Annotated in this window: 18 protein-coding genes; 12 read left to right on the top strand and 6 right to left on the bottom strand. The window is 51.9% G+C overall.

The window, feature by feature from the left end:
* Positions 1-14 precede the first annotated feature (14 nt).
* From IPJ88_12190 to IPJ88_12200, 3 genes are all read left to right on the top strand, one after another.
* Entirely contained in the window at positions 15-710 is a 696-nt protein-coding gene (locus tag IPJ88_12190) for a metallophosphoesterase (protein QQR88973.1), read from the top strand.
* A 14-nt stretch (positions 711-724) separates the two neighbouring features.
* The gene (locus IPJ88_12195) at positions 725-1,093 is read left to right on the top strand and encodes a Rieske 2Fe-2S domain-containing protein (protein QQR88974.1); all 369 of its coding nucleotides are present in this window, start codon (positions 725-727) and stop codon (positions 1,091-1,093) included.
* Positions 1,094-1,301: 208 nt separating this feature from the next.
* Positions 1,302-4,103: a hypothetical protein gene (locus IPJ88_12200; GenBank protein QQR88975.1), complete on the top strand. Its 2,802-nt coding sequence runs from the start codon at positions 1,302-1,304 to the stop codon at positions 4,101-4,103.
* A 36-nt stretch (positions 4,104-4,139) separates the two neighbouring features.
* On the opposite strand, the gene map is transcribed toward IPJ88_12200, so the two are convergent.
* Together map and IPJ88_12210 are read right to left on the bottom strand one after the other, a co-directional pair.
* A complete protein-coding gene (gene map / locus IPJ88_12205) occupies positions 4,140-4,970 on the bottom strand; it encodes a type I methionyl aminopeptidase (protein QQR92033.1) in 831 nt (276 codons plus the stop codon).
* A 20-nt stretch (positions 4,971-4,990) separates the two neighbouring features.
* Positions 4,991-6,466 carry an MATE family efflux transporter gene (locus IPJ88_12210; protein ID QQR88976.1) on the bottom strand — a complete coding sequence of 492 codons (1,476 nt, stop codon included), beginning with the start codon at positions 6,464-6,466 and terminating at the stop codon, positions 4,991-4,993.
* A gap of 65 nt (positions 6,467-6,531) precedes the next feature.
* Here IPJ88_12210 and IPJ88_12215 point away from each other — a divergent pair, with 65 nt between their 5' ends.
* The 3 genes from IPJ88_12215 to IPJ88_12225 are packed head-to-tail and all read left to right on the top strand — an operon-like array spanning position 6,532 to position 7,594.
* Positions 6,532-6,675: a hypothetical protein gene (locus IPJ88_12215; protein QQR88977.1), complete on the top strand. Its 144-nt coding sequence runs from the start codon at positions 6,532-6,534 to the stop codon at positions 6,673-6,675.
* Between the two features lie 6 nt (positions 6,676-6,681).
* The gene (locus tag IPJ88_12220; GenBank protein QQR88978.1) at positions 6,682-7,116 is read left to right on the top strand and encodes an ACT domain-containing protein; all 435 of its coding nucleotides are present in this window, start codon (positions 6,682-6,684) and stop codon (positions 7,114-7,116) included.
* The gene (locus tag IPJ88_12225; GenBank protein ID QQR88979.1) at positions 7,106-7,594 is read left to right on the top strand and encodes a class I SAM-dependent methyltransferase; all 489 of its coding nucleotides are present in this window, start codon (positions 7,106-7,108) and stop codon (positions 7,592-7,594) included. The genes IPJ88_12220 and IPJ88_12225 overlap by 11 nt, the downstream gene beginning before the upstream one ends.
* A gap of 191 nt (positions 7,595-7,785) precedes the next feature.
* On the opposite strand, the gene IPJ88_12230 is transcribed toward IPJ88_12225, so the two are convergent.
* Both IPJ88_12230 and IPJ88_12235 read right to left on the bottom strand, forming a co-directional pair.
* Positions 7,786-8,091: a hypothetical protein gene (locus IPJ88_12230; GenBank protein ID QQR88980.1), complete on the bottom strand. Its 306-nt coding sequence runs from the start codon at positions 8,089-8,091 to the stop codon at positions 7,786-7,788.
* Positions 8,092-8,403: 312 nt separating this feature from the next.
* Positions 8,404-8,571 carry a transcriptional regulator gene (locus IPJ88_12235; GenBank protein QQR88981.1) on the bottom strand — a complete coding sequence of 56 codons (168 nt, stop codon included), beginning with the start codon at positions 8,569-8,571 and terminating at the stop codon, positions 8,404-8,406.
* A gap of 333 nt (positions 8,572-8,904) precedes the next feature.
* On the opposite strand from IPJ88_12235, the gene IPJ88_12240 reads away from it, so the two are divergent.
* From IPJ88_12240 to corA, 3 genes are all read left to right on the top strand, one after another.
* Positions 8,905-9,675, top strand: coding sequence for a ParA family protein (locus tag IPJ88_12240; GenBank protein QQR88982.1), 771 nt, complete (start codon positions 8,905-8,907; stop codon positions 9,673-9,675).
* Positions 9,676-9,684: 9 nt separating this feature from the next.
* Complete coding sequence (locus IPJ88_12245; GenBank protein ID QQR88983.1) at positions 9,685-10,551, top strand: ParB/RepB/Spo0J family partition protein; 867 nt, start codon at positions 9,685-9,687, stop codon at positions 10,549-10,551.
* A gap of 156 nt (positions 10,552-10,707) precedes the next feature.
* Positions 10,708-11,673: a magnesium/cobalt transporter CorA gene (gene corA / locus IPJ88_12250; GenBank protein ID QQR88984.1), complete on the top strand. Its 966-nt coding sequence runs from the start codon at positions 10,708-10,710 to the stop codon at positions 11,671-11,673.
* A 13-nt stretch (positions 11,674-11,686) separates the two neighbouring features.
* Here the strand turns inward: corA and IPJ88_12255 are convergent, their stop codons facing one another.
* Both IPJ88_12255 and IPJ88_12260 read right to left on the bottom strand, forming a co-directional pair.
* Positions 11,687-14,212, bottom strand: a complete 2,526-nt coding sequence (locus tag IPJ88_12255; GenBank protein ID QQR88985.1) for a hypothetical protein — start codon at positions 14,210-14,212, stop codon at positions 11,687-11,689.
* 253 nt (positions 14,213-14,465) lie between these two features.
* The gene (locus IPJ88_12260; GenBank protein QQR88986.1) at positions 14,466-15,251 is read right to left on the bottom strand and encodes a hypothetical protein; all 786 of its coding nucleotides are present in this window, start codon (positions 15,249-15,251) and stop codon (positions 14,466-14,468) included.
* 293 nt (positions 15,252-15,544) lie between these two features.
* Between IPJ88_12260 and IPJ88_12265 the strand changes: the two genes are divergently transcribed.
* The 3 genes from IPJ88_12265 to IPJ88_12275 all read left to right on the top strand — a co-directional run bounded on the left by IPJ88_12265 (position 15,545) and on the right by IPJ88_12275 (position 18,509).
* A complete protein-coding gene (locus IPJ88_12265) occupies positions 15,545-17,164 on the top strand; it encodes a hypothetical protein (GenBank protein ID QQR88987.1) in 1,620 nt (539 codons plus the stop codon).
* Positions 17,165-17,241: 77 nt separating this feature from the next.
* Entirely contained in the window at positions 17,242-18,330 is a 1,089-nt protein-coding gene (locus IPJ88_12270) for an amino acid permease (GenBank protein ID QQR88988.1), read from the top strand.
* 11 nt (positions 18,331-18,341) lie between these two features.
* Positions 18,342-18,509 carry a hypothetical protein gene (locus tag IPJ88_12275; protein ID QQR88989.1) on the top strand — a complete coding sequence of 56 codons (168 nt, stop codon included), beginning with the start codon at positions 18,342-18,344 and terminating at the stop codon, positions 18,507-18,509.
* The last annotated feature ends 8 nt before the right edge of the window (positions 18,510-18,517 follow it).

Consider the following 18,517-nt stretch of genomic DNA (forward strand, 5'->3'; position numbering starts at 1 on the left):
TATTGGAGAAATAGATGTCCGGGCGAACTATCATTGTTGGAGATGTACACGGCTGCAGTGCTGAACTAGAAGCATTGTTGAAGCAGTGCGCTTTTGAGCAAGGGAGCGATGAAGTTATTTTTGTCGGGGACCTTGTTGGGAAAGGCCCGGATCCAGTGGGTGTCGTGGCACTAGCCCGAGATATCAAGGCAAAGATGGTCTTGGGGAATCACGATTGGCACGTGTTGCGTGTGCGGGATGCGCTCGATCACGGCAAACCTTCCTTGCATGCAAGTCATTCGCAACACCTTGCAGCAAGGAATCTAAGTGTCGAGGCGATTGCTTGGCTTAAAACACAACCGTTGTTTTTAAAGCTCCCCGAACATAACGCGATTGTCGTACATGCAGGATTAAGACAAGGCTTGCCGCTTGAAAAACAAGATCGGATTGAAATGATTACCATGCGAAGCGTGTTAAGCGAGGGACGTATCAGTAAGAAGATCACCAACGATTGTGAACCGTGGGCTAAGCTGTGGTCGGGGCCTGAGCACGTGGTCTTTGGGCACGACGCAATTCGCGGACTTCAGCAATATCCCTTTGCTACTGGTCTTGATACGGGATGTGTCTATGGCGGCAAACTAACTGCGCTGCTCTTTCCTGAACGAAAACTTATTTCCGTTGATGCGCAGGAAATCTATTTGCAGCGGGGCAAAAGAGAAGCGAAGTATTAGGGTTACAGTAGTCGATGAGCATTGAAGAAGATAAGGTGTTTGTATGCTTACTGCATGAAATCAAAGCAGGCGAAGCCCGTTCTGTACCGCTGCCTCGAAAACCCACCCATCTTGTTCCGTACACGGCCATCGTGTTGCGCACAAAAAGCGGAGAGCTGCGAGCTTATTTGAACGAATGCAAACACTTGCCCATCCCGCTTGATGCCGGCTCCGGTCAGTTCTGGGATTCCACGGGCAATCGGCTATTGTGCTCAACCCATGGCGCCCAATTTCAAGCCGAAGATGGCCGGTGCGTTCTAGGCCCCTGCCACGGCGCCAGCCTTGAGTGTTTGCCCTTGTGTGTTGAAGGCGACAAGGTTTTTGTTGGCAATTTTGCAACATAAAGCTGTCAAATCTGGTTTCGAGGCCTCTTTATCGCTGCCGCTTGAAGATGGGGTCTGATCCCCTCACGTGATGGTCGTGGCGTCTAATTTGGTTAATGTTTTCTACGAAATAGAGGCGGTACGTTTTTTGCAGTGATGCCTATGGCGTATGATCGTGTTGCTACATAGTCCTATCTGGAGATATCTGACACTGTGTTTGTGTGTCGGTGTGATTCCGGGATGTATTCCCGTGTTTGGAGCTGCTTTAGGGGGCGATGGCTCGGGACAAGGCTATGGAGCATGCCCTCTTGGGCTACAAGCCGAGTGTGATGGCGTTCAGTCTGCAACGACGGAGGGTGTGTTGATATGCGACCAACGTACGCATCAGTGCGTTAGCGCTGATACGGAAAACATCCAATATGCGGCCAACACTCAATACCACATTGGTTTAGCAGAGGCGTTGCATCCGGTGGCCGATGAGCAGTTGTCCGTTGCGCCACAACACAATTTCTTAGCGGACATCGAAACCATCAATGCGGGCCGCGCGACGGGTGAAAATCAATGGAAGACAAGAGCGGCGCTTAGTTACAAGCGTTTGCTTTCTGAGCGTTTTGCGATGCCCCTTCTTAAAAAGGAACAAGAGGCGATCACTAAGCTTGAGCAAGATATCGGCTATGCTGGCCTAACGAACAGTCGAGGATATTTTCAAAACCTGGCTCACTCGATGGCAGAGCAATATCAACGGTTGATGGAACACGATGCTTTTATCGAGCCCCTTGCGCGCACGATCGAAAAAGAAGCTCAAACGGCAGCAAAGCTTGATGAATGCCCTGCTGTCTTTCAATCAGAGTCCGGCAAGATTGATTTGAGCAACGCTTTGCTTCAACGCTGCACTGAGCTTTACACCGCGTTAATCCCGAAGTTAAGAGACATCAACGCCAAGCGCCAAAAGATAGACATGGCGATACTGGACAATTTGTATGAAACAGCATGGTGGCTCAGAGAGCTTTCTTCAAGCTTGTCCGATGAGATTCAAATTGATCAAACGATCGGGGGCGAATACGCCCATGCAAGAGAGCTCGCTGCATCGATGCTCTCGGTCTATCACACCTTGGTGGATGATGAGCTTGAGGCTCAAGCCATGTACAGTCATTTGCGTATACAGCTTGGTCTCGAAGTTCCTGTGGCAAGTTTTGGCGGTATGGAAACGCAAGAGGTGGTACTTCCCTTGGGACGTTGGGCCCAGATTGCGACAGGACAAGGGGAATACCTAGACCAATCTGTGGATGCCCGACTTGGATGGTTTACGAGTGCTCTAGTGCAAGCGCTTGACGTGCTCAAAATAAACAATGCACAGGCGCAAAGCATCGTGGCTCCCGGCAGCATCGTGATGTCGGAGGCCTGGGAGTACGCCTTGGTGATGGAGCAAAGTGGTCTGATGAGCCTATATGGAGGCTATAACGAGGTAGGGGCTCCTAAGGGCTATCAAGCCATCCACGACATCTTGCTTACCGAAGCCAAGGCGCAAGAGTTTGCGAAACCCGGCCTTGCAATCGCTTCAGCCGTGGCTTGCGTTGGAGTGACCTTAGCTTTGGGGCCCACAAGTTTGCCAGCGGTCGGAGTATGCCTCATCGCTACAGGTATCGGTATCTATCAATATTTCAAACTCGCACACTTGTCCGAGGTAGCCCAGACCTTTGCTTATGTAGGGTTAGAATACAGTTTGGTGCCGCCGAAAGAAGCGGTTCGTTTGCAGAAGAGTAGTCGAATCACAGGACTTGCTACCGTTGTGGATGTTATCTTTGCCACGGCAGATGTCGCTCACTCAATTCCCGGGCTCCTGCGCTTTGCACAACGTATCGGCGTTGTGGATGAAAGCATCACCCTAGAGCGTATCCAAGAAGCGATTCAAGCACGTTTTCAGAGCTTCTTTGATTTCTATCGTGCCGAGACTGTTTATGCGATGGGCTTTGAAGGCGTTAGGGAGCGCTTTATCTCTCTTGGAGCAGATGCTTCGGACATCGACAAGTTGGTTGAACGGCTGCTGTCTTTGCGCGAGCATGGCCTTTCTCAACTAGAACTTTCCGGCATTGATCTCGAAGATGCGCAAAGAATACTTTCAGGGCTTCATGATTATTCCAACAATGATCCTGCTGAAGTTAAGGCAGTGCTAGAGATTCTCGCGTCTCACATGAGGTTCGTTGACGTGGATGAGTATGTCTTTCATTTATCAGAGGCCATGTCTGCGTTTGCGTCAAGTGTACGAGAAGACGACGTGATCGTGTTTTTGAAAGAAATCAAAACCAACACGCAAGGTTCCGTCGTTACACGTGGGGAAGCGAAGAGCTCGGACTTCGTGGTTGATCTGTTTCGTGATTGGTTTGGGGACGGTAATCGGAATTTAAGTTATGCATTTGATACCAGTCGGCCCAATGTTTACTTTACTGGGCAGCTTGGCTCAGATGCTACCTTAGGTCCAGAAGCAATACTGGACTTGCTCGATGAGCTTCAACCAGAGCAGCGACTGCGTTTTGTTTACATGGACGACTGGTCGCTTGGTGGCCAACAAGCCGCTAAAAATTTTGAAGCAGCGTTGTACTCAATTTTTGATGGTACGCTTCATGATTCGCGAGTGGAATTCGACCTTGTTTTTGGTCTACGGCAAGACGACTCCCTCAAATTCGCCGAAACGTCGACCGAGATCCTTTCAAGACTTAATGTTTATGAAGGGCAGAGTCCTTTGCACATCGTTGATAGTTTGGAAAATCTACTTAGCCCACCGGAGCTGGAGCTTGTCTCAAAGGTGCTGCAAATACCTATCTACGATGACGCGATGGGTATAGGCCAGATGATGTTAACGCGTATCCCTTATCACATGGGTGACATAATTAACCATCCAAGTGTTTGGCGGAATATCGAAAATCCAACGGCTGTGTATTTTGGAGTCTTCCCCCCATCTCCTATGAATCAATGGGAGAAAACATTAATTATGAAACTGTTTAATGTTCCTATTCTGGATAAACCGTACTGAAAAAGGTATCGAAATACCTGCGGCTACAATGGTTAGCTAGCTGATTCTAGCGTTTTTGGATGCTGGAACCGATCTAGGTCCCAAGTCTGCCCAGGGCTTATCTTCGCTGTTTGGAATTAGTGCATCGCGTGCTGTTAGCACTTCGCAGCCGTCTTTGGTGATGGCGAGGGTATGTTCAAATTGAGCGGAAAGTGATCCGTCTGTGGTTACGGCGGTCCAGCCGTCGGAGAGAATCTCGCATTCATAGCCACCCAAGTTAATCATTGGCTCGATGGTAAAGACCATCCCAGCCTTGAGACGTTTGCCGGTGCCTGCTTTTCCGTGGTGAGGGATTTGCGGGGGCATGTGAAACTGACGACCGATGCCATGTCCGACAAAGTCACGCACAACCGAGCAGCCTTGTGCTTCGGCATAGTTTTGAATAGCCGCCCCGATATCACCAATGCGGGCAGAGGGTTTGGCTTGCTCGATGCCGAGTTCCAAGCAGCGGCGCGCAACTTCAACCACTTTTTTTGCACCATCGCTTGGCTCGCCGACGTAGTACATCGCGCTGGTATCCCCGTGAAAGCCGTGCTCCGTCGGAAAATACGAAGTGACATCGACGTTGATGATGTCGCCGTCTTTAAGTTTGTAGCCGCTGGGAATGCCATGGCAGACGACTTCGTTGACGCTGGTGCAAACGCTTTTTGGATAGCCTTTGTAGTTCAAGGGCGAAGGCCGAGCACCGTGCTCGATGGTAAAGTCATGACCCAAGGTGTTAATGTCGCCGGTGCTTATGCCAGGACGGATGTGCTCACCCACCATCACAAGTGTGCGTGCAGCCAGTTTGCACGCTTCTCTCAGTTGCTGGAGCATGGATTCGCTCATGATTTCAACTGCGCCCACGATTAAACCTTCTTTTCTAAGAATGCGCCTCGGGCATACCACAAAGTATAGGCCACGGCAGCTGCCAGGTTACCCATCGCAATCGTTGTCCACAACGCAACAGGTGGTAATCTTAAATATTCCGTGACGATAATCGATGCGGGTACGACCAAAAACAGCAAAAAAGCGCCGTCTATGACAAGGCTTGAGAGCGTCGCCCCGGCGCCTGTCATGGCTTGTGAAAGCACGAGAGCTACGCCGAGCACGCAGTAGCTCAAACCCACAATACGTAAATACTCTCGCCCTGCCTGAATGACTTTGGGCGAATGATCGAAAAAGCCGATAATCGGTTCGGCAAAATGCATGTAGGTTGCAACCAAGCCGATCATCAGGAAGAAATTAAAGGATGCGGCAATCCAGCCTGCTTGTTGTGCGCGTTTGCGCTGACCAGCGCCTAAGTTGGCTCCAACAAAAGTAGATGCGGCCGCGCCCCAGCCCATGCCGATAAAGAGCGCCATCGTTTCAAGTCGCAGACAAATGCTAAACGCTGTCAGCGAGCTTTGATCTCCGACGGTGGTGTAGTTGGAGCTGACGAGTGAAATGAAAGCAAGGACAGCTCCGACGCGTACAATGAGCTGGGCGCTCGACGGCCAGCCGATTCGCCACAGTGTTGCAAGCTCGCTTTTGATGGGCCTAAGATAGATGCGGTGGAAGCGCGGGCCGCCCTTGCGATGAACAAGCAGGAAAATCCCAAACAGGACTGGGACTGTGCGACCGAGAAGCGTGGCCCAGGCTGCTCCAACGACGCCCATGCGTGGGATAGCAAGTGCCTGTGCAAGCGGATCTGCCCACGCAAAAACCTCAGGACGCGGACCCGTTCCGTAGATAAACAGGATGTTGAGTAAAATATTCAAAAGGTTGCCGCCGACAAGCAGCGCTGCTGCCGATTTAGCGCTACCGAGTGCACGGAGAACGGCGGTGATTTGCAGCAAGAAGAAAATCGAAAAACAACCGCCTAAAATAATGCGCAAGTAAGGCACAGCTAAGTCAGCAGCAAGTCCTTTGACTTGCATAATGTCGCGAATCAAAACGTCGCTTCCGAAAAGTCCGAGCAGGCCAAAGGCGACGGAAAAAGCGCCGACCATCCACAGAGACAGCCAGGTCGCGCGACGAATCCCGCGCGTATCTTTTTCACCAAGCCGTCTTGAGATGACCGCAACGGCTGCCGTGGATGCGCCGTTAGAGACGATAGTAGCGAGGGCTGCGATCATGTCGCACACACCGAGTGCTGCGAGGCCTTCTGTTCCCTCTTGCAATCGGCCAATCATGAACATGTCGATGAGGTTGAACAGCGTGTGCAGGCCCATGCCGATGACCAAAGGCAGCCCGAAGCGCAATACCCCAAGGCTAAGATGGCCTTCGGTTAGGCGCTTAAAATTGCGTTCCTGTTTCTTTTCTTTGTTGGCGAAGAAGCCCGTTTTTACAGCACGACTCGACATAGCTTCGGATTGGTAGCACGCCTGCATTGACGGGGCCAAGCAAACATGGCACCAAGCTCGCTACTATGGACAAATACGAACAGCGATTTTCTCGTCAGAGCCAATTTTGGACCGGCCCTAAGTTGATTGCGCTTGCGGTGCTCGTGCTGGGTGCCGCACTTTCGGTCATTGTATATGCAGCCACCGTGATCCCGCAGATAGCTGGCTGAGTCCCGATGACTGACACCACAAACGACGATAAGCCAGTCCTAGAGTTGAGCATTTTGCCGATGCGTCTTGCGATTGCAAAGCGTAAACCCGATGCCACCATCCCAGCGTGGGCTCTAGGCTCTCCTTTTTTTTCCATTACCCGGACCGATGAAGAATTGTCGGTAGTGTGCGAAGAAGAGAAGATTCCGAAAGATCAAAACCCCGACAAGGGCTGGCGTTGCCTAAAAGTTCATGGGCCGATGCCGCTTGATGCTGTGGGCATTTTGGCCAGCCTTTCCACGGTGCTTGCCGCAGCAGAAATCAGTGTGTTTGCCATCGCTTCCTATGATACCGATTACATTCTCGTCAAAGCAGAGAAGCTCGAGCAAGCCATTCAAGCGCTCGACGGAAGTGGTTTTGTGATTCACACCCACGACGACGAGGCTCCGGATGAAGCGTGAAACTAGCCTGCGCAATTTTCTCTGCACACTCTTTTGTTTTTCTTTTGTTTCCAGCCCCTGTTTTGCGGATGGCCACAAACATCGTTCCAAACGTGGCATGGTGGAACGTTTTACCGATCCGGAAAATTGGGCGAAAAAGTTCGACGATCCTGAGCGCTATAACTGGCAGAAACCCGATGAAGTGATCAGCGCGCTTGGCCTTAGAGATGGACAGTCCATCGTCGATTTGGGGGCTGGCACAGGCTATTTTGCCGTGCGTTTAGCGAAGAAGTACCCCAAGAGTACGGTGCTTGGCATCGATCGGGAGCCTGAAATGGTTGACTATCTCAACCGTCGTGCGCTGCAAGAAAAACTGCTCAATCTAAGGGCTTTGCTTGCGAGTTCAAAGGATGCACGCATTCCGGGCAAAGTCGATTTGGTTTTTATTTGCAACACCTACCATCATTTCCAAGACCGTAAGACATACCTGAAGACTTGAAGAAGAGCTTAAGCCAACACGGGGCGATTGCAATTGTTGATTTCAAAATGGGTGAGATGCCCGTTGACCAAGCGAGAGCCATCGTCTCTGCCAGTTACAGCCTGATGAGGAAATGAAAAGCGCAGGACTGAAGCGTCGTTCGCTAAACGAGAGCCTCTTATCTTACCAGTACATTGCCATCTACGAGAACGCTACGAGCAACTAAGCACTATCTCGTGGGTGTGCCCGTTACCAACCGTATCTTGTTCGGTGGACATCAAAGTCACGGTTTGTCCCGTCAGCAAGGCTTCGAACTCGGCACTGCTTACAGTGACTTCGTGCCCATGACCGGTGTTGCCACCTTGGATATCGTAAGTTTTCTCGACTCCATCGATTGCGTCTTGATAACTTATAACGAGTTCATGCTGGCCGCTCGGGTGATTGTCTTTGATAACAACATCGACTCCCGTGAGGCAGTATGCACCTGAATCGGCATCGAGCGTTGCATCCGAAACCAAAGCATCGGATCCCGCATCGATCCGTTGACTTTCATCGTCACAGCAACAAGTACGGTCGCTACCATAAACACAACAGCATACCAGCGTATCATGACAGCCTCCTTTCTTTATCAGTGCGATCAGAATTGCATCGCGTTAGAAGCTGTTATCGGGTTTGCAATCGTTTAGCTACGCCCGTTGATCGTGTTAATCAAATAAAAAAAAGGCTCGACGGGGAGTGTCGAGCCTTTTACCATTCGCACAGGGCGAAGCGGCGAATGGCACATCCCGGGAGGGGGATGTAATCTAAGACTGTTTGGGCTTGCTTTCCGATCAGGAATCGAAATCCAATTCCTTGGGATCCTCTTTTGAAAATTCCTGCTCGGTGTTGAAAGTGGCCTCTTGGTACAGATCGTCCAAGGTGAACCCGATCTTTTGCGTGGGACGGATTTCCTCACGTTCAAATTCTTCGATACTTCGATAATGTTTGGGTCCCCGCATGATGGTTGGCCTCCTAAGCCGTTTTCGAGCAGAACAAATAGTTTGTTTGTAACTACTTTATCCTACATCTGACGACACAGTACCACCCACCTCTCAGAAGGCAAAAAAATGGAGAACATATTGGGGTAAGTATTGAAAGTGAAAAGCATATTTGACTATTTCAGCTGCTTCGTTGCCTAGTTAGCGCAGCACGCAGATGGAGCAGTCTCACACGGCTTCCCTCCCACCCCGGTGGGCCTTCCCTGCCTTGTAGGGCGAGGAAAAATTGGCGGAAAATAGGTGTTGAGTTGAGATGACATTGAAAGCTTTGAGGCGGACTGGTAATAGCTGTCTATGACTCAAGTTGTTGCTGTGGCGAACCAAAAAGGCGGGGTCGGAAAGACCACGACGGCGGTGAATTTAGCGGCCAGTTTCGCTGTCGCCGAGCAGCGGGTGCTGCTTGTTGATATCGATCCGCAGGGCAATGCTTCAAGCGGCGTAGGGCTTGATACCGCACAGCTCGAGGTGGGCACCTATCACGTTCTGCACCGTGATGCAGCAGCTATTTCTGCTATCAATGAGACCGACCTGCCAAATCTGAAGCTTATGCCTGCTTCGCCTGATTTGGCTGCGGTAGAGCTTGAGTTTGTCTCCTTCGAGGACCGAGCCTTGCGTCTCAAAGAAGCGCTTGAGCCGCTCAAGAGTGAATACGACTACATCGTGATTGATTGTCCGCCCTCACTTGGCATCTTGACCATTAACGCTTTGGCGGCGGCTGATTCGATTTTGGTGCCGATGCAGTGTGAGTACTATGCGCTTGAAGGACTTAGCCAGCTCATGAACACAGTAGAGCGTATCCGTAGCGGACTTAATCCGGAGCTCAAAATGGACGGCGTGCTGCTTTGTATGTTCGATGCACGAAGCAATCTCTCATCGCAAGTTGCAAGCGAGCTAAGAAAACATTTTCCCGTGTTCAACACTGTGATTCCGCGCAACATTCGTTTAGCTGAGGCTCCCTCGCACGGTAAACCCATTATCCTTTACGATTCTGCATCACGCGGTTCGGCCGGTTATCTCAATCTTGCGCGTGAGATTCTTAGCGGCCCCACTCCGCAAGCTGCCTAGTGGTTCATTATGGATTCTTCACGAACACCCAAACGCCGACCGTTAGGACGTGGTCTTGATGCGCTGCTTCCTTCCTCGGCACCTCAAAGCACGCAGTACAAAACCTTGCACGTAGCCGTCGAGGATTTAAGGCCCAACAGCGAGCAGCCTCGCAAGCGTTTTGATGAAGAGGCCCTTGAGGAACTGGCAAGTTCAATCAAAGAGCTTGGTGTGCTCGAGCCCTTGCTCGTGCGTAAACGTAACGACGGCACCTACGACATTGTTGCAGGTGAGCGTCGCTGGCGCGCAGCACAACGCGCCGGTGTGCTCAAAGTGCCAGTGTTTGTGCGCGAGCTCACCGAAAAGCAATCGTTTGAAGCCGCGCTCGTTGAAAACTTGCAACGTGAAGACCTCAACGCTGTTGAAACAGCTCGCGCATTTCAAAAGCTCATTGCCGATCACGGTCATACCCAAGAAAGCGTTGCGAAACGTCTAGGCAAAAGTCGTTCGGCTGTAGCCAACTCCGTTCGTTTGCTTTCATTGCCCGATGGTGTACTTGCGCGCATCGAAGCCGATGAACTCAGTGAAGGACACGGCCGTGCTCTGCTCGGCTTAGCTTCAGCGCAAGAGATGTCGTCGCTCGCCAAAGAAATTGTCGCACACAACCTTAGCGTGCGCGACACTGAAAAACGCGTCAAAGAGGCCTTAAAGCCCACAACGGCCAAGCCTGCAAGCAAGACCACCGATTCGGCCAACGTGCGTGATCTTGAAAAACGCCTCAGTAACGCTCTAGGCGCTACGGTCAAAGTCACCGACAAAAAGGGCAAAGGGCAGATTAGCATCCGTTACCACAGTTACGATGAACTCGATGGCCTTTTAGAGCGTCTGGTTCGCTAAACCATGCCTAGAAAGATTCGACATAAGCCGCGCTTTTGGGGTCGATTGCCAAGCCATAAGCGCCGCCATGTTCCGGGTCGTCCACCTGGATCGATCCCGCTCTCCAGCCGAAGCGCATAGGACCCATTTACATGCACTGTTTATGGGCCGGAAGCTTTGGAAGAGAAAGAGCATTGCGAGCTTGAGGATCTGAAAAAACTGCAGGCAACGTATCAAGTGGTTTGGCTCAATATTGTTGGCCTGCAAAACGTTGAGCTTATCCAACATTTGGGCAAGCTATTTAATCTTCATCCATTAGCGTTGGAAGATGTTGTATCGCTCGGTCAACGTCCCAAGCTCGATCAATACGAAGGTTCAGCCTTTATGGTGATGCATGCGCCCGAGCCGAGCGGCGAGCTCGAGTTTGAGCAGTACAGTATGTTTGTGGGCGAGAACTTTGTCATCACCATCCAAGAGCGGCCTGGCGATTGTCTCGAGCCTGTGCGTGACCGGCTGAGGCGAAGCGGTGGCCACATTCGCAAACGTCCGTCGGACTATCTGGCCTATGCCATTTTTGATACCATCGTGGATCACTATTTCCCGATGGTCGAAGGTTATCTCGAGAAAGTCGACAAGCTTGAAAACGATGTAATTGCCAACGATGCAGTCATCAACATCGAAGAGCTGCATCGCATCAGACACCTTCTGTTAAACCTACGCTTGATCCTCTGGCCAACCCGTGATGTAGCTGGCAGCGTGGCCGGCAAAGAGCAGCCCATTTTTTCTGCCGAAACCCGATTGTTCTTCCGCGATACGCATGATCACACCTTGCAACTTGGTGACATGGTCGATGCTTGTCGTAGTTCGGCCTCCGAGCTTATGGATTTGTACTTATCCAAGGTTAATGCGCGCATGGGCGAAGTGATGAAGGTGCTCACCCTAATCGCCACCATCTTCATGCCGCTTAGCTTTATCGCTGGCCTTTACGGCATGAACTTTGACAGACAATACCCTGGCAATATGCCGGAACTTGGTTTCCGCTACGGCTATTTTGCCGTGCTCACGCTCATGGGCACCATCGCCTTTGCCTTCGTCTTCTACTTCTGGAAAAAAGGCTGGATTGGTCGGAATACGTTAAAATAATTCCCGTGCGGTTTTAGTCGGTCGAAAAGGTCTGATCGACGGATCGCGCATAGAGTCCGCCGCCGGATTGGAGCACGGGGACAACGCATTCAATGAAGTCGTCGATGTCGTTGGTATTTAAATCTGTGTTGTTGGTGTAGTCGGCAAAGTCACATTCAAGAACGACCATGCCCCATGTCCAGTCGGTAGCGCTGCTCAGATCGCTAGGGTTGGACGCTGCTGCTGGAGATGCGCCAGTACAGCTCGCATCGCCTGGACCTGTGCCACTATCGTACACGCCGCCTCCTTCAATGCAGCTTGCAACAAATTGCAAATCAACTGCTGCTGTCGCCGCAGGTGGACTTGCGAAATCAAACGAAGTTGCTGTGCTCGGCAAGGCCCATAGAATATCAGGTATGCCATCCGAGCCATTCGCAGCATCGACAAAGAAACCATAGGCCCAGGCGCCGGTGGGTGCACTTGAGCTGTTAGCATAACTCTGCCAACTGAAAGCAGGCGTATCCCCTACGGCAGTGGCTCCCTCTGCCGGGGCTGTTAGAAGCACCGGTTCGTTGAATACCAAGTTTTGCGTGATATTTGCGCTTCCGTCGAGTCCGTCGAAATCAATACGGTAGGGCGAGTTGGCCAAAGTATCTGGATCGCCGGTCCCATCGGCGTCCAAAAAGGCAGACACCTGAGTGGAATCCGAAGACAAACTGGTCAAATTGACGAGACTGTAAGCTGTGCTTGCAGCATCAAGATACACGCTGCTCTCCGAGTCTTCATCGCGCACGCGAATGGCGATGGGAGCCGTCACCGAGGTGTTGTTGGTGATCGATCCGCTGATGGTGATGCTGCTGTCACTGCCGGAGTCCGTAACAAAATAGCTCTCCATGCCTTGTACACGCGCATCGTAGTCATCTCCTGCAATCGTATCCATATCGACAGCTTGGATGGTAACTCTGTACGAGGTATCATCGATAAGAGTGGTTGCTGTGCCGCTGGTACTGAGCGTTGGTCCGATGTCGGAAGAATAGCTGTTGCCCCAGATGGATGCATAATAAGTTACTGCGCCCGCTACTGTGTTCCAAGTATAGCTAGGGTCGAGTCCCGAGGCGCTTGCTCCGGTCGGTGAAGTTAGAGCAACCGTTCGGTCCAGCTTGGTGACGGTCTCGATGTTGTCAACTTCAACATGGATAAAATCAAGCAATGTATCGCGAAACGAAAACACGTAGTCTCCCGCGTCGTCTTGGGTCGGGTCAGCCCATCCGTAGCTATAACGCTGGTCGTCTAAGTGCTCATCGTAACTTGATCCGGTGTTGTCTGCGACTTGGTAATCGCAAGCCCCATCGTCCTTTAGAACGACCAGGTCTCCACTGGGATGCTTTACGGTGGGCGCGCTTAACTGGGCTTCATCGGCTGAGTTACTAATGAGCGCTGTTGCAAACATGTAAAACCCGCGGCATTGGCCAGAGCCGGGTACAAAGTTTCCGCTGTTCGCGGGGCTTTCAAGTTCCGGCGTGCGTGCTTCACCACTCTCGTGATAAGCGTAAACATTGAATGAGTAGTAGTATTTCGCGCTGCTTGCATCAACGATGCTGAGATTTGTGCCGGACATATCAGTGTCAGCGATGATCACCGCGCTGCTGGCGACCGATTGCGGATCCCCTGGAAGCGTGGGTTGTTCATCGGGTCCGACGATGTCACGAAAAGCGCGAACGAAGTACGTTCCGCGGCCTACATCAAAACTGTAGGGTGTGGAAGGAAGCAAAATACCGCTGGTTGCATCGATGGTGACGCTTTGCAATGCTTCGGTGCTTTGAGCACTTGGATAAAGGCGAACGTATACTTTGTCGCCAAGATTACTTCCGCTTGTTTGCTCAACTGTGCCGGACAAAGTTCGGGAAAATTGAGTAACGCTTACACTTGTTGGAGCCGAATCGCCCAAAGCATTGCTTTGATAGGCCCGGATGCTCAGTTCTGTTCCCGGAGCAACATCGGTATAACTAAGATCCACGCTAAAGTTTCCATCCGTGCCCACGGTGGCTTCTGCCATTGCAAGTGAGGTGGATTGCTCGAGCAATTCAACCGTAAGGCTAAGACCAGCTTCACCACTGCCAGTGACCGTGACAGGCGAATCGATTTCGTCGTTGGCTTCAGGCGAACTAATGCTCGGAGCATCTGGCACTAGACCTTGAGTTACGCTGACCGTCACGGCCTCGGATCTGCCATCGCTTGTGCTTTGCGTTACACTAATCACCAATTCGGTACCGTTGTCTTGCTCCGTAAAGTCGACCGTGACACTAAAGTTTCCGTTGCCGTCCACTGCAGATGTCCCTGTGCCAATTTGAGAATCCGCTGCCGAAACCGTTACGTCAATCGTAGCGCCTGCGAGGCCTGTTCCGGTGACTAGTACGGGACTTCCCACCACTGCGTCTTCAATTGGAGCTGTAATCGTCGGGGCCGCAACCGGAGTTGGCGTATCGTTGCTATCGCTACCGCAGGCAGAAAACACAACAAGTGCAAGCAAAATTGAAAAAAGAATCATTGAACGCTGCATAGTTTCTCCTAAGGTAGCGCCCAACAACTTGACGCAAGTTCGCTAGTCACAGATGCATGGCAGTGTTCCGCACCGCTTCTAAACTGTCAATTTACAAGTCTTTGCTCATTGAACACCCGAAGCAATGGGCGCTAAACAGCTGTGGCCACTTCTCATGCATTGGCCGGAATCGCGTCCGGACGTTTGGATTCCTACTTATACAAACACCCTGCTCGCTTGTTTATTCCGAGCTTAAGATTGCTTGTTTGAAAAGTTACTTGATGTAGGCTGCAAGTCCCACGGGATAGCTTTCTTGTGGGCATTCATTGTACAGCAGAACAAAGTAGCTATCGACAAAAGCGTTTTGAGGAAAGCTTAAATTCTTTGCTGCGGTGATTGCACTTTCACAAGGCGAAGGATGGTCACAGCCCCGTGCAGCAATCCATGGCGTGCCCGATGGTCCGATGCCTTGTGCCGCAGCATAGCAATGCGGTGTGCTTTTTCGAATGCTGTACCACGTCAATAAGGCATCCTGAAGGCTAGCAATCATCTTGCCGTAGCCCGGCAGTTGCCGAGCGAGTTCTTCAAAGTCACCCGCGCTAAGTTCACTTGAAGCCGTGGTAGCCAAGTTTAAGGCTTCCTTGCTTTCATACCAAGTCCTTGCCTCTTCAATTAAATCCACAAGGCGAATGTCCTCAGTTTTTCCCCACGCCAAAACCGCTGCTTGGACAGCAAGGCTAATGATGTCCGAGAACATGGCGGTGTTTTGTTGTGCTGCATAAAGCAAATCTTGAGCTATCTCGCCAAGCGCTTCGCCAGCAGGTTCATTAATCTCTCGAAGCAACGCCGCCAGCCACACAATCGCAATGGCGCAAATCAAAGCCGCTTCCCACGCCGCCAAGGTGATGGTCATCGCCCCAATCGTAATGCTTATCGGATCAGCAATCGCATCGTTGCTTTGATCAATTGATTCATCATCCATGGATGCAGAACAAGACGAACTTAGCAGTAGCGAAGCTATCAATATCAATCCTAAACGCTTCCGAGCAAATGCCGCCATGGGGAACTCCTACCCACTTAGTATGCAAAATCCATACCGCCCCAAACGCGCTACTCACTTGAACACACCCCAGAAAATCATTCAAGATTAATTCAACACACAACCCCACTGCACCCAAACCGAAGCCTCCAGACCCCGCCCGCGAGGCTCCTCCTCTCACGCGCTAAGCAGACGCAGTTCAGTTGCATTATTACAGATACGTGGTAATGTTGATCTAATCAAGGACAAGCCTAGTTGTGAGACTCTGGGGGAATAGCAAGTCGAAGATCCGCGGTCGCGGCGTACTCCGAGCGATGATTATTGCGACGATGATCATGGCGTGCGGACGCATTGGTTTTGATCACTTGCCTAATCCAAGCGATCCTGGAAACTCGTTGAACGATTCTGCCAGTAGCAGTTCGAACGGAAATGGGACGGGCGCTCCTGCCCGCGTGTGTACAAGTTCAGATTGCTGGTGGGATGATGACTATCCCGACCGTGTCGAACTTTTCGTGAGCGGTGGTGACACCTCCAGCGCAGACGGGCAACCTGTTTGGATCACCTCGGACGATCTTCCATCCGATGCGGCAGTGGACGAAGATTCTTTACGTGTCCTTTGTTGGGACACCAACGCCGGAGCCTACGTCGAAGTTGCTCATGCTGTCTACGACTGGGTAAATGACGACTACGATTCCTTAGGAGATACCAATGAAGTCTTCGATGGAAACGACGAATTAATTTTTCTAATGGTACCTAACAGCGACGGCACGACCGAATGCCATATCTACTACGGTTCCAATGACACCCCTGCCGCTTACCCCGTTGTCGAGCTGCAAACCGAAGGCTCGGGCTTTGACGATGTGATCGTCGATGGAATGCCTGGGTCCGCTTCGTCGATTTCCCGTATCGACAATGGCACCACGGTCTACCAGATCATGCTTAGCGACTCGCTTCCCTTTTGGAACGATGCGGCCAACTACACCTACCCCAGTAGTTCTGTGGGTCCGCGAATCAACAATCTAACTCTGCCCGACGGAACAGAGGTATACCCAACCGTAGTGGATGCGGCCGCGGGACCCGATCCTCTGATTCATACCATTCGCCTGGGCCCCAACCGTCATGACGGCACTTTCAATGTCGGTCCGGGCGCAAGCAACCGCTTTTTCCAACCCCATCTTGTTAACGGAGATGCCCATAGCCAGGTGCGCATCTTTAGCAGTCCCGTTGCAAGCGTCGTTGTCATTGACTCGGAGTTTTATTGCGCACAAGGAACGGGATGCGATCCTGTTGACCGCGGCGATGTGCGATTGATAGGCTACTTGTTTGATCGTGGCGATAGCAACGAGGTGCTTATGCGCTGGCGAATACGCGCATCAACCTCCACAACGATTGATCCTCACGACCAACTCGACGGCTACGCTTCGTTTTCCTACCTCGCCTACCTCATCGAGGACTACACCGAAAACATTCACGCCGTCGATATTGACACGGTGCGCTTCGGAGACTCGGGCGGTCCAGTCAACAGCCGCACGATGATTGGCCAAGCAGGATCAGACAGCCGTGTTTGCACTTCGGATGCTCGTTGGGGTCTCATGACAGACACCGACGGAGGCCCTTTTTCCGGAACGCTTTCCGTATTGCTCGAGGACTCACCCCAGCTTGTTCAAGGCGGGATGAGTCAATCACCCAGCTGGAACGGCTGTTGGTTCGACGATGGGACATTTATCTTCGAGCCCAACGGCTATCAGAGTGAATGGCATTTTACCTCCGATGAGTTCCGAACCTGGGGCGCAGCCGGTGATACCGTTGCGTACAACTACTGGATCTACGCGTACCCACACCCAGGCGCTGGAAACGATTACGACCCTGCTAACACAGCAGCCCTTTGGGTCGCTTCCTTCACCACAACCAGTCAACATCAATCAAAACCTTAGGATTAATTCAAGTGATGTACAGGGTATGGTGGCTCGGGACTCGCAAAATTTGTTTTGACTGTTAGAGTGCGTGGCGCGTGAGTGATTCGAAGCAACATAAGCTTGGTTTTAATCAAACTTGGTCGATGGCCGTGGGGGGCATGATTGGTGGCGGCATCTTTTCGACCTTGGGGGTTGTGGTCAGTATCGCTGGCGCTTGGGCATGGCTCAGTTTTGTGGCTGCGGGGCTGGTTGCTTTGGCGGCGGGTTATAGCTACGTCAAACTGGCGGCGAAGTACGGCGAAGGTGGCGGCGCGTTTACTTTTCTTCGAAAGATTAATGCCTTCGAGTTTGCCGGCAGTCTCTCGTGGGTGTTGATCGTCGGCTATGTGCTGACCAATGCCGTCTACGCCTTTACGTTTGGGGAGTACCTGGGTCACGTGGTCGGCTTGGGTCCATGGTTTGTGCGCGTGACCGGCGTTGCGATTATGGCGCTGTTCATCGGTGTGAACCTACGTGGTGTTGGCGATGCGGGGAATGTCGAAGTTATCCTCGTGTGGATTAAGCTTGTGGTACTTGTGGCGCTGGCCGGCTTTGGTCTTGCGCAATGGAATCCGCCGATGCTTTCCAAGGGCGTGCCGGATTCCGGAATTGGCGCGGCCTTGTTTGGTGCGGCTTCCATCTTTATGGCCTACGAAGGTTTTCAGCTGCTCACTTACGATTACGATGACATTGCCGATCCGAAAAAGACCCTGCCGCGTGCGGTCCTATCAGCCATCGCGCTGGTCGCAATCGTTTACGTAATCGTTGCTTTAGGCACAGCCATGCTCATCGGTGCCGATCAGGTCGTCGAGCACAAAGAAGTGGCCTTAGCAATTGCCGGACGAAAAGTCCTTGGCACGGCGGGGCTTATCGGTGTTACTGTGGCTGCTGCTTTTTCCACGGGCTCGGCTATTAATGCGACGCTTTTTGCGACAGCGCGACTGGCTTACACTGTTGCCGAAGACGGCGAGTTGCCAGCGTTTGTGGATCACAAAAACAAAAACGGCATCCCCGACCGCGCGGTGATAGCGTTTGGCGGTTTGGCGGCGCTCTTGGTGACCTTCGGTACCTTGACCACTCTCGTTGAAGCAGCAAGTTTGGCTTTTTTGTTCACCTTCACCGTTGTCGCGGCTCTGGCTTTTTAGAGCGAGCAGGCATGCGCTGGGTGACAGCCTTTGGAGCGTTAGCCGGAGCTTTGGCCAGTGCAGCGCTCATTGTTCGCCTGATACGCACCGATCCAATCGCCCTTGTGTTTCTCGTTGTCCTTGTACTAATCGCGGTGTTTGGCCGCCCTGTGTTGCTGCGCTACCTGAACAAGCGCTAGGTGGGGCG

Source organism: Myxococcales bacterium (genome assembly GCA_016699535.1).
GTDB lineage: Bacteria > Myxococcota_A > Polyangia > Polyangiales.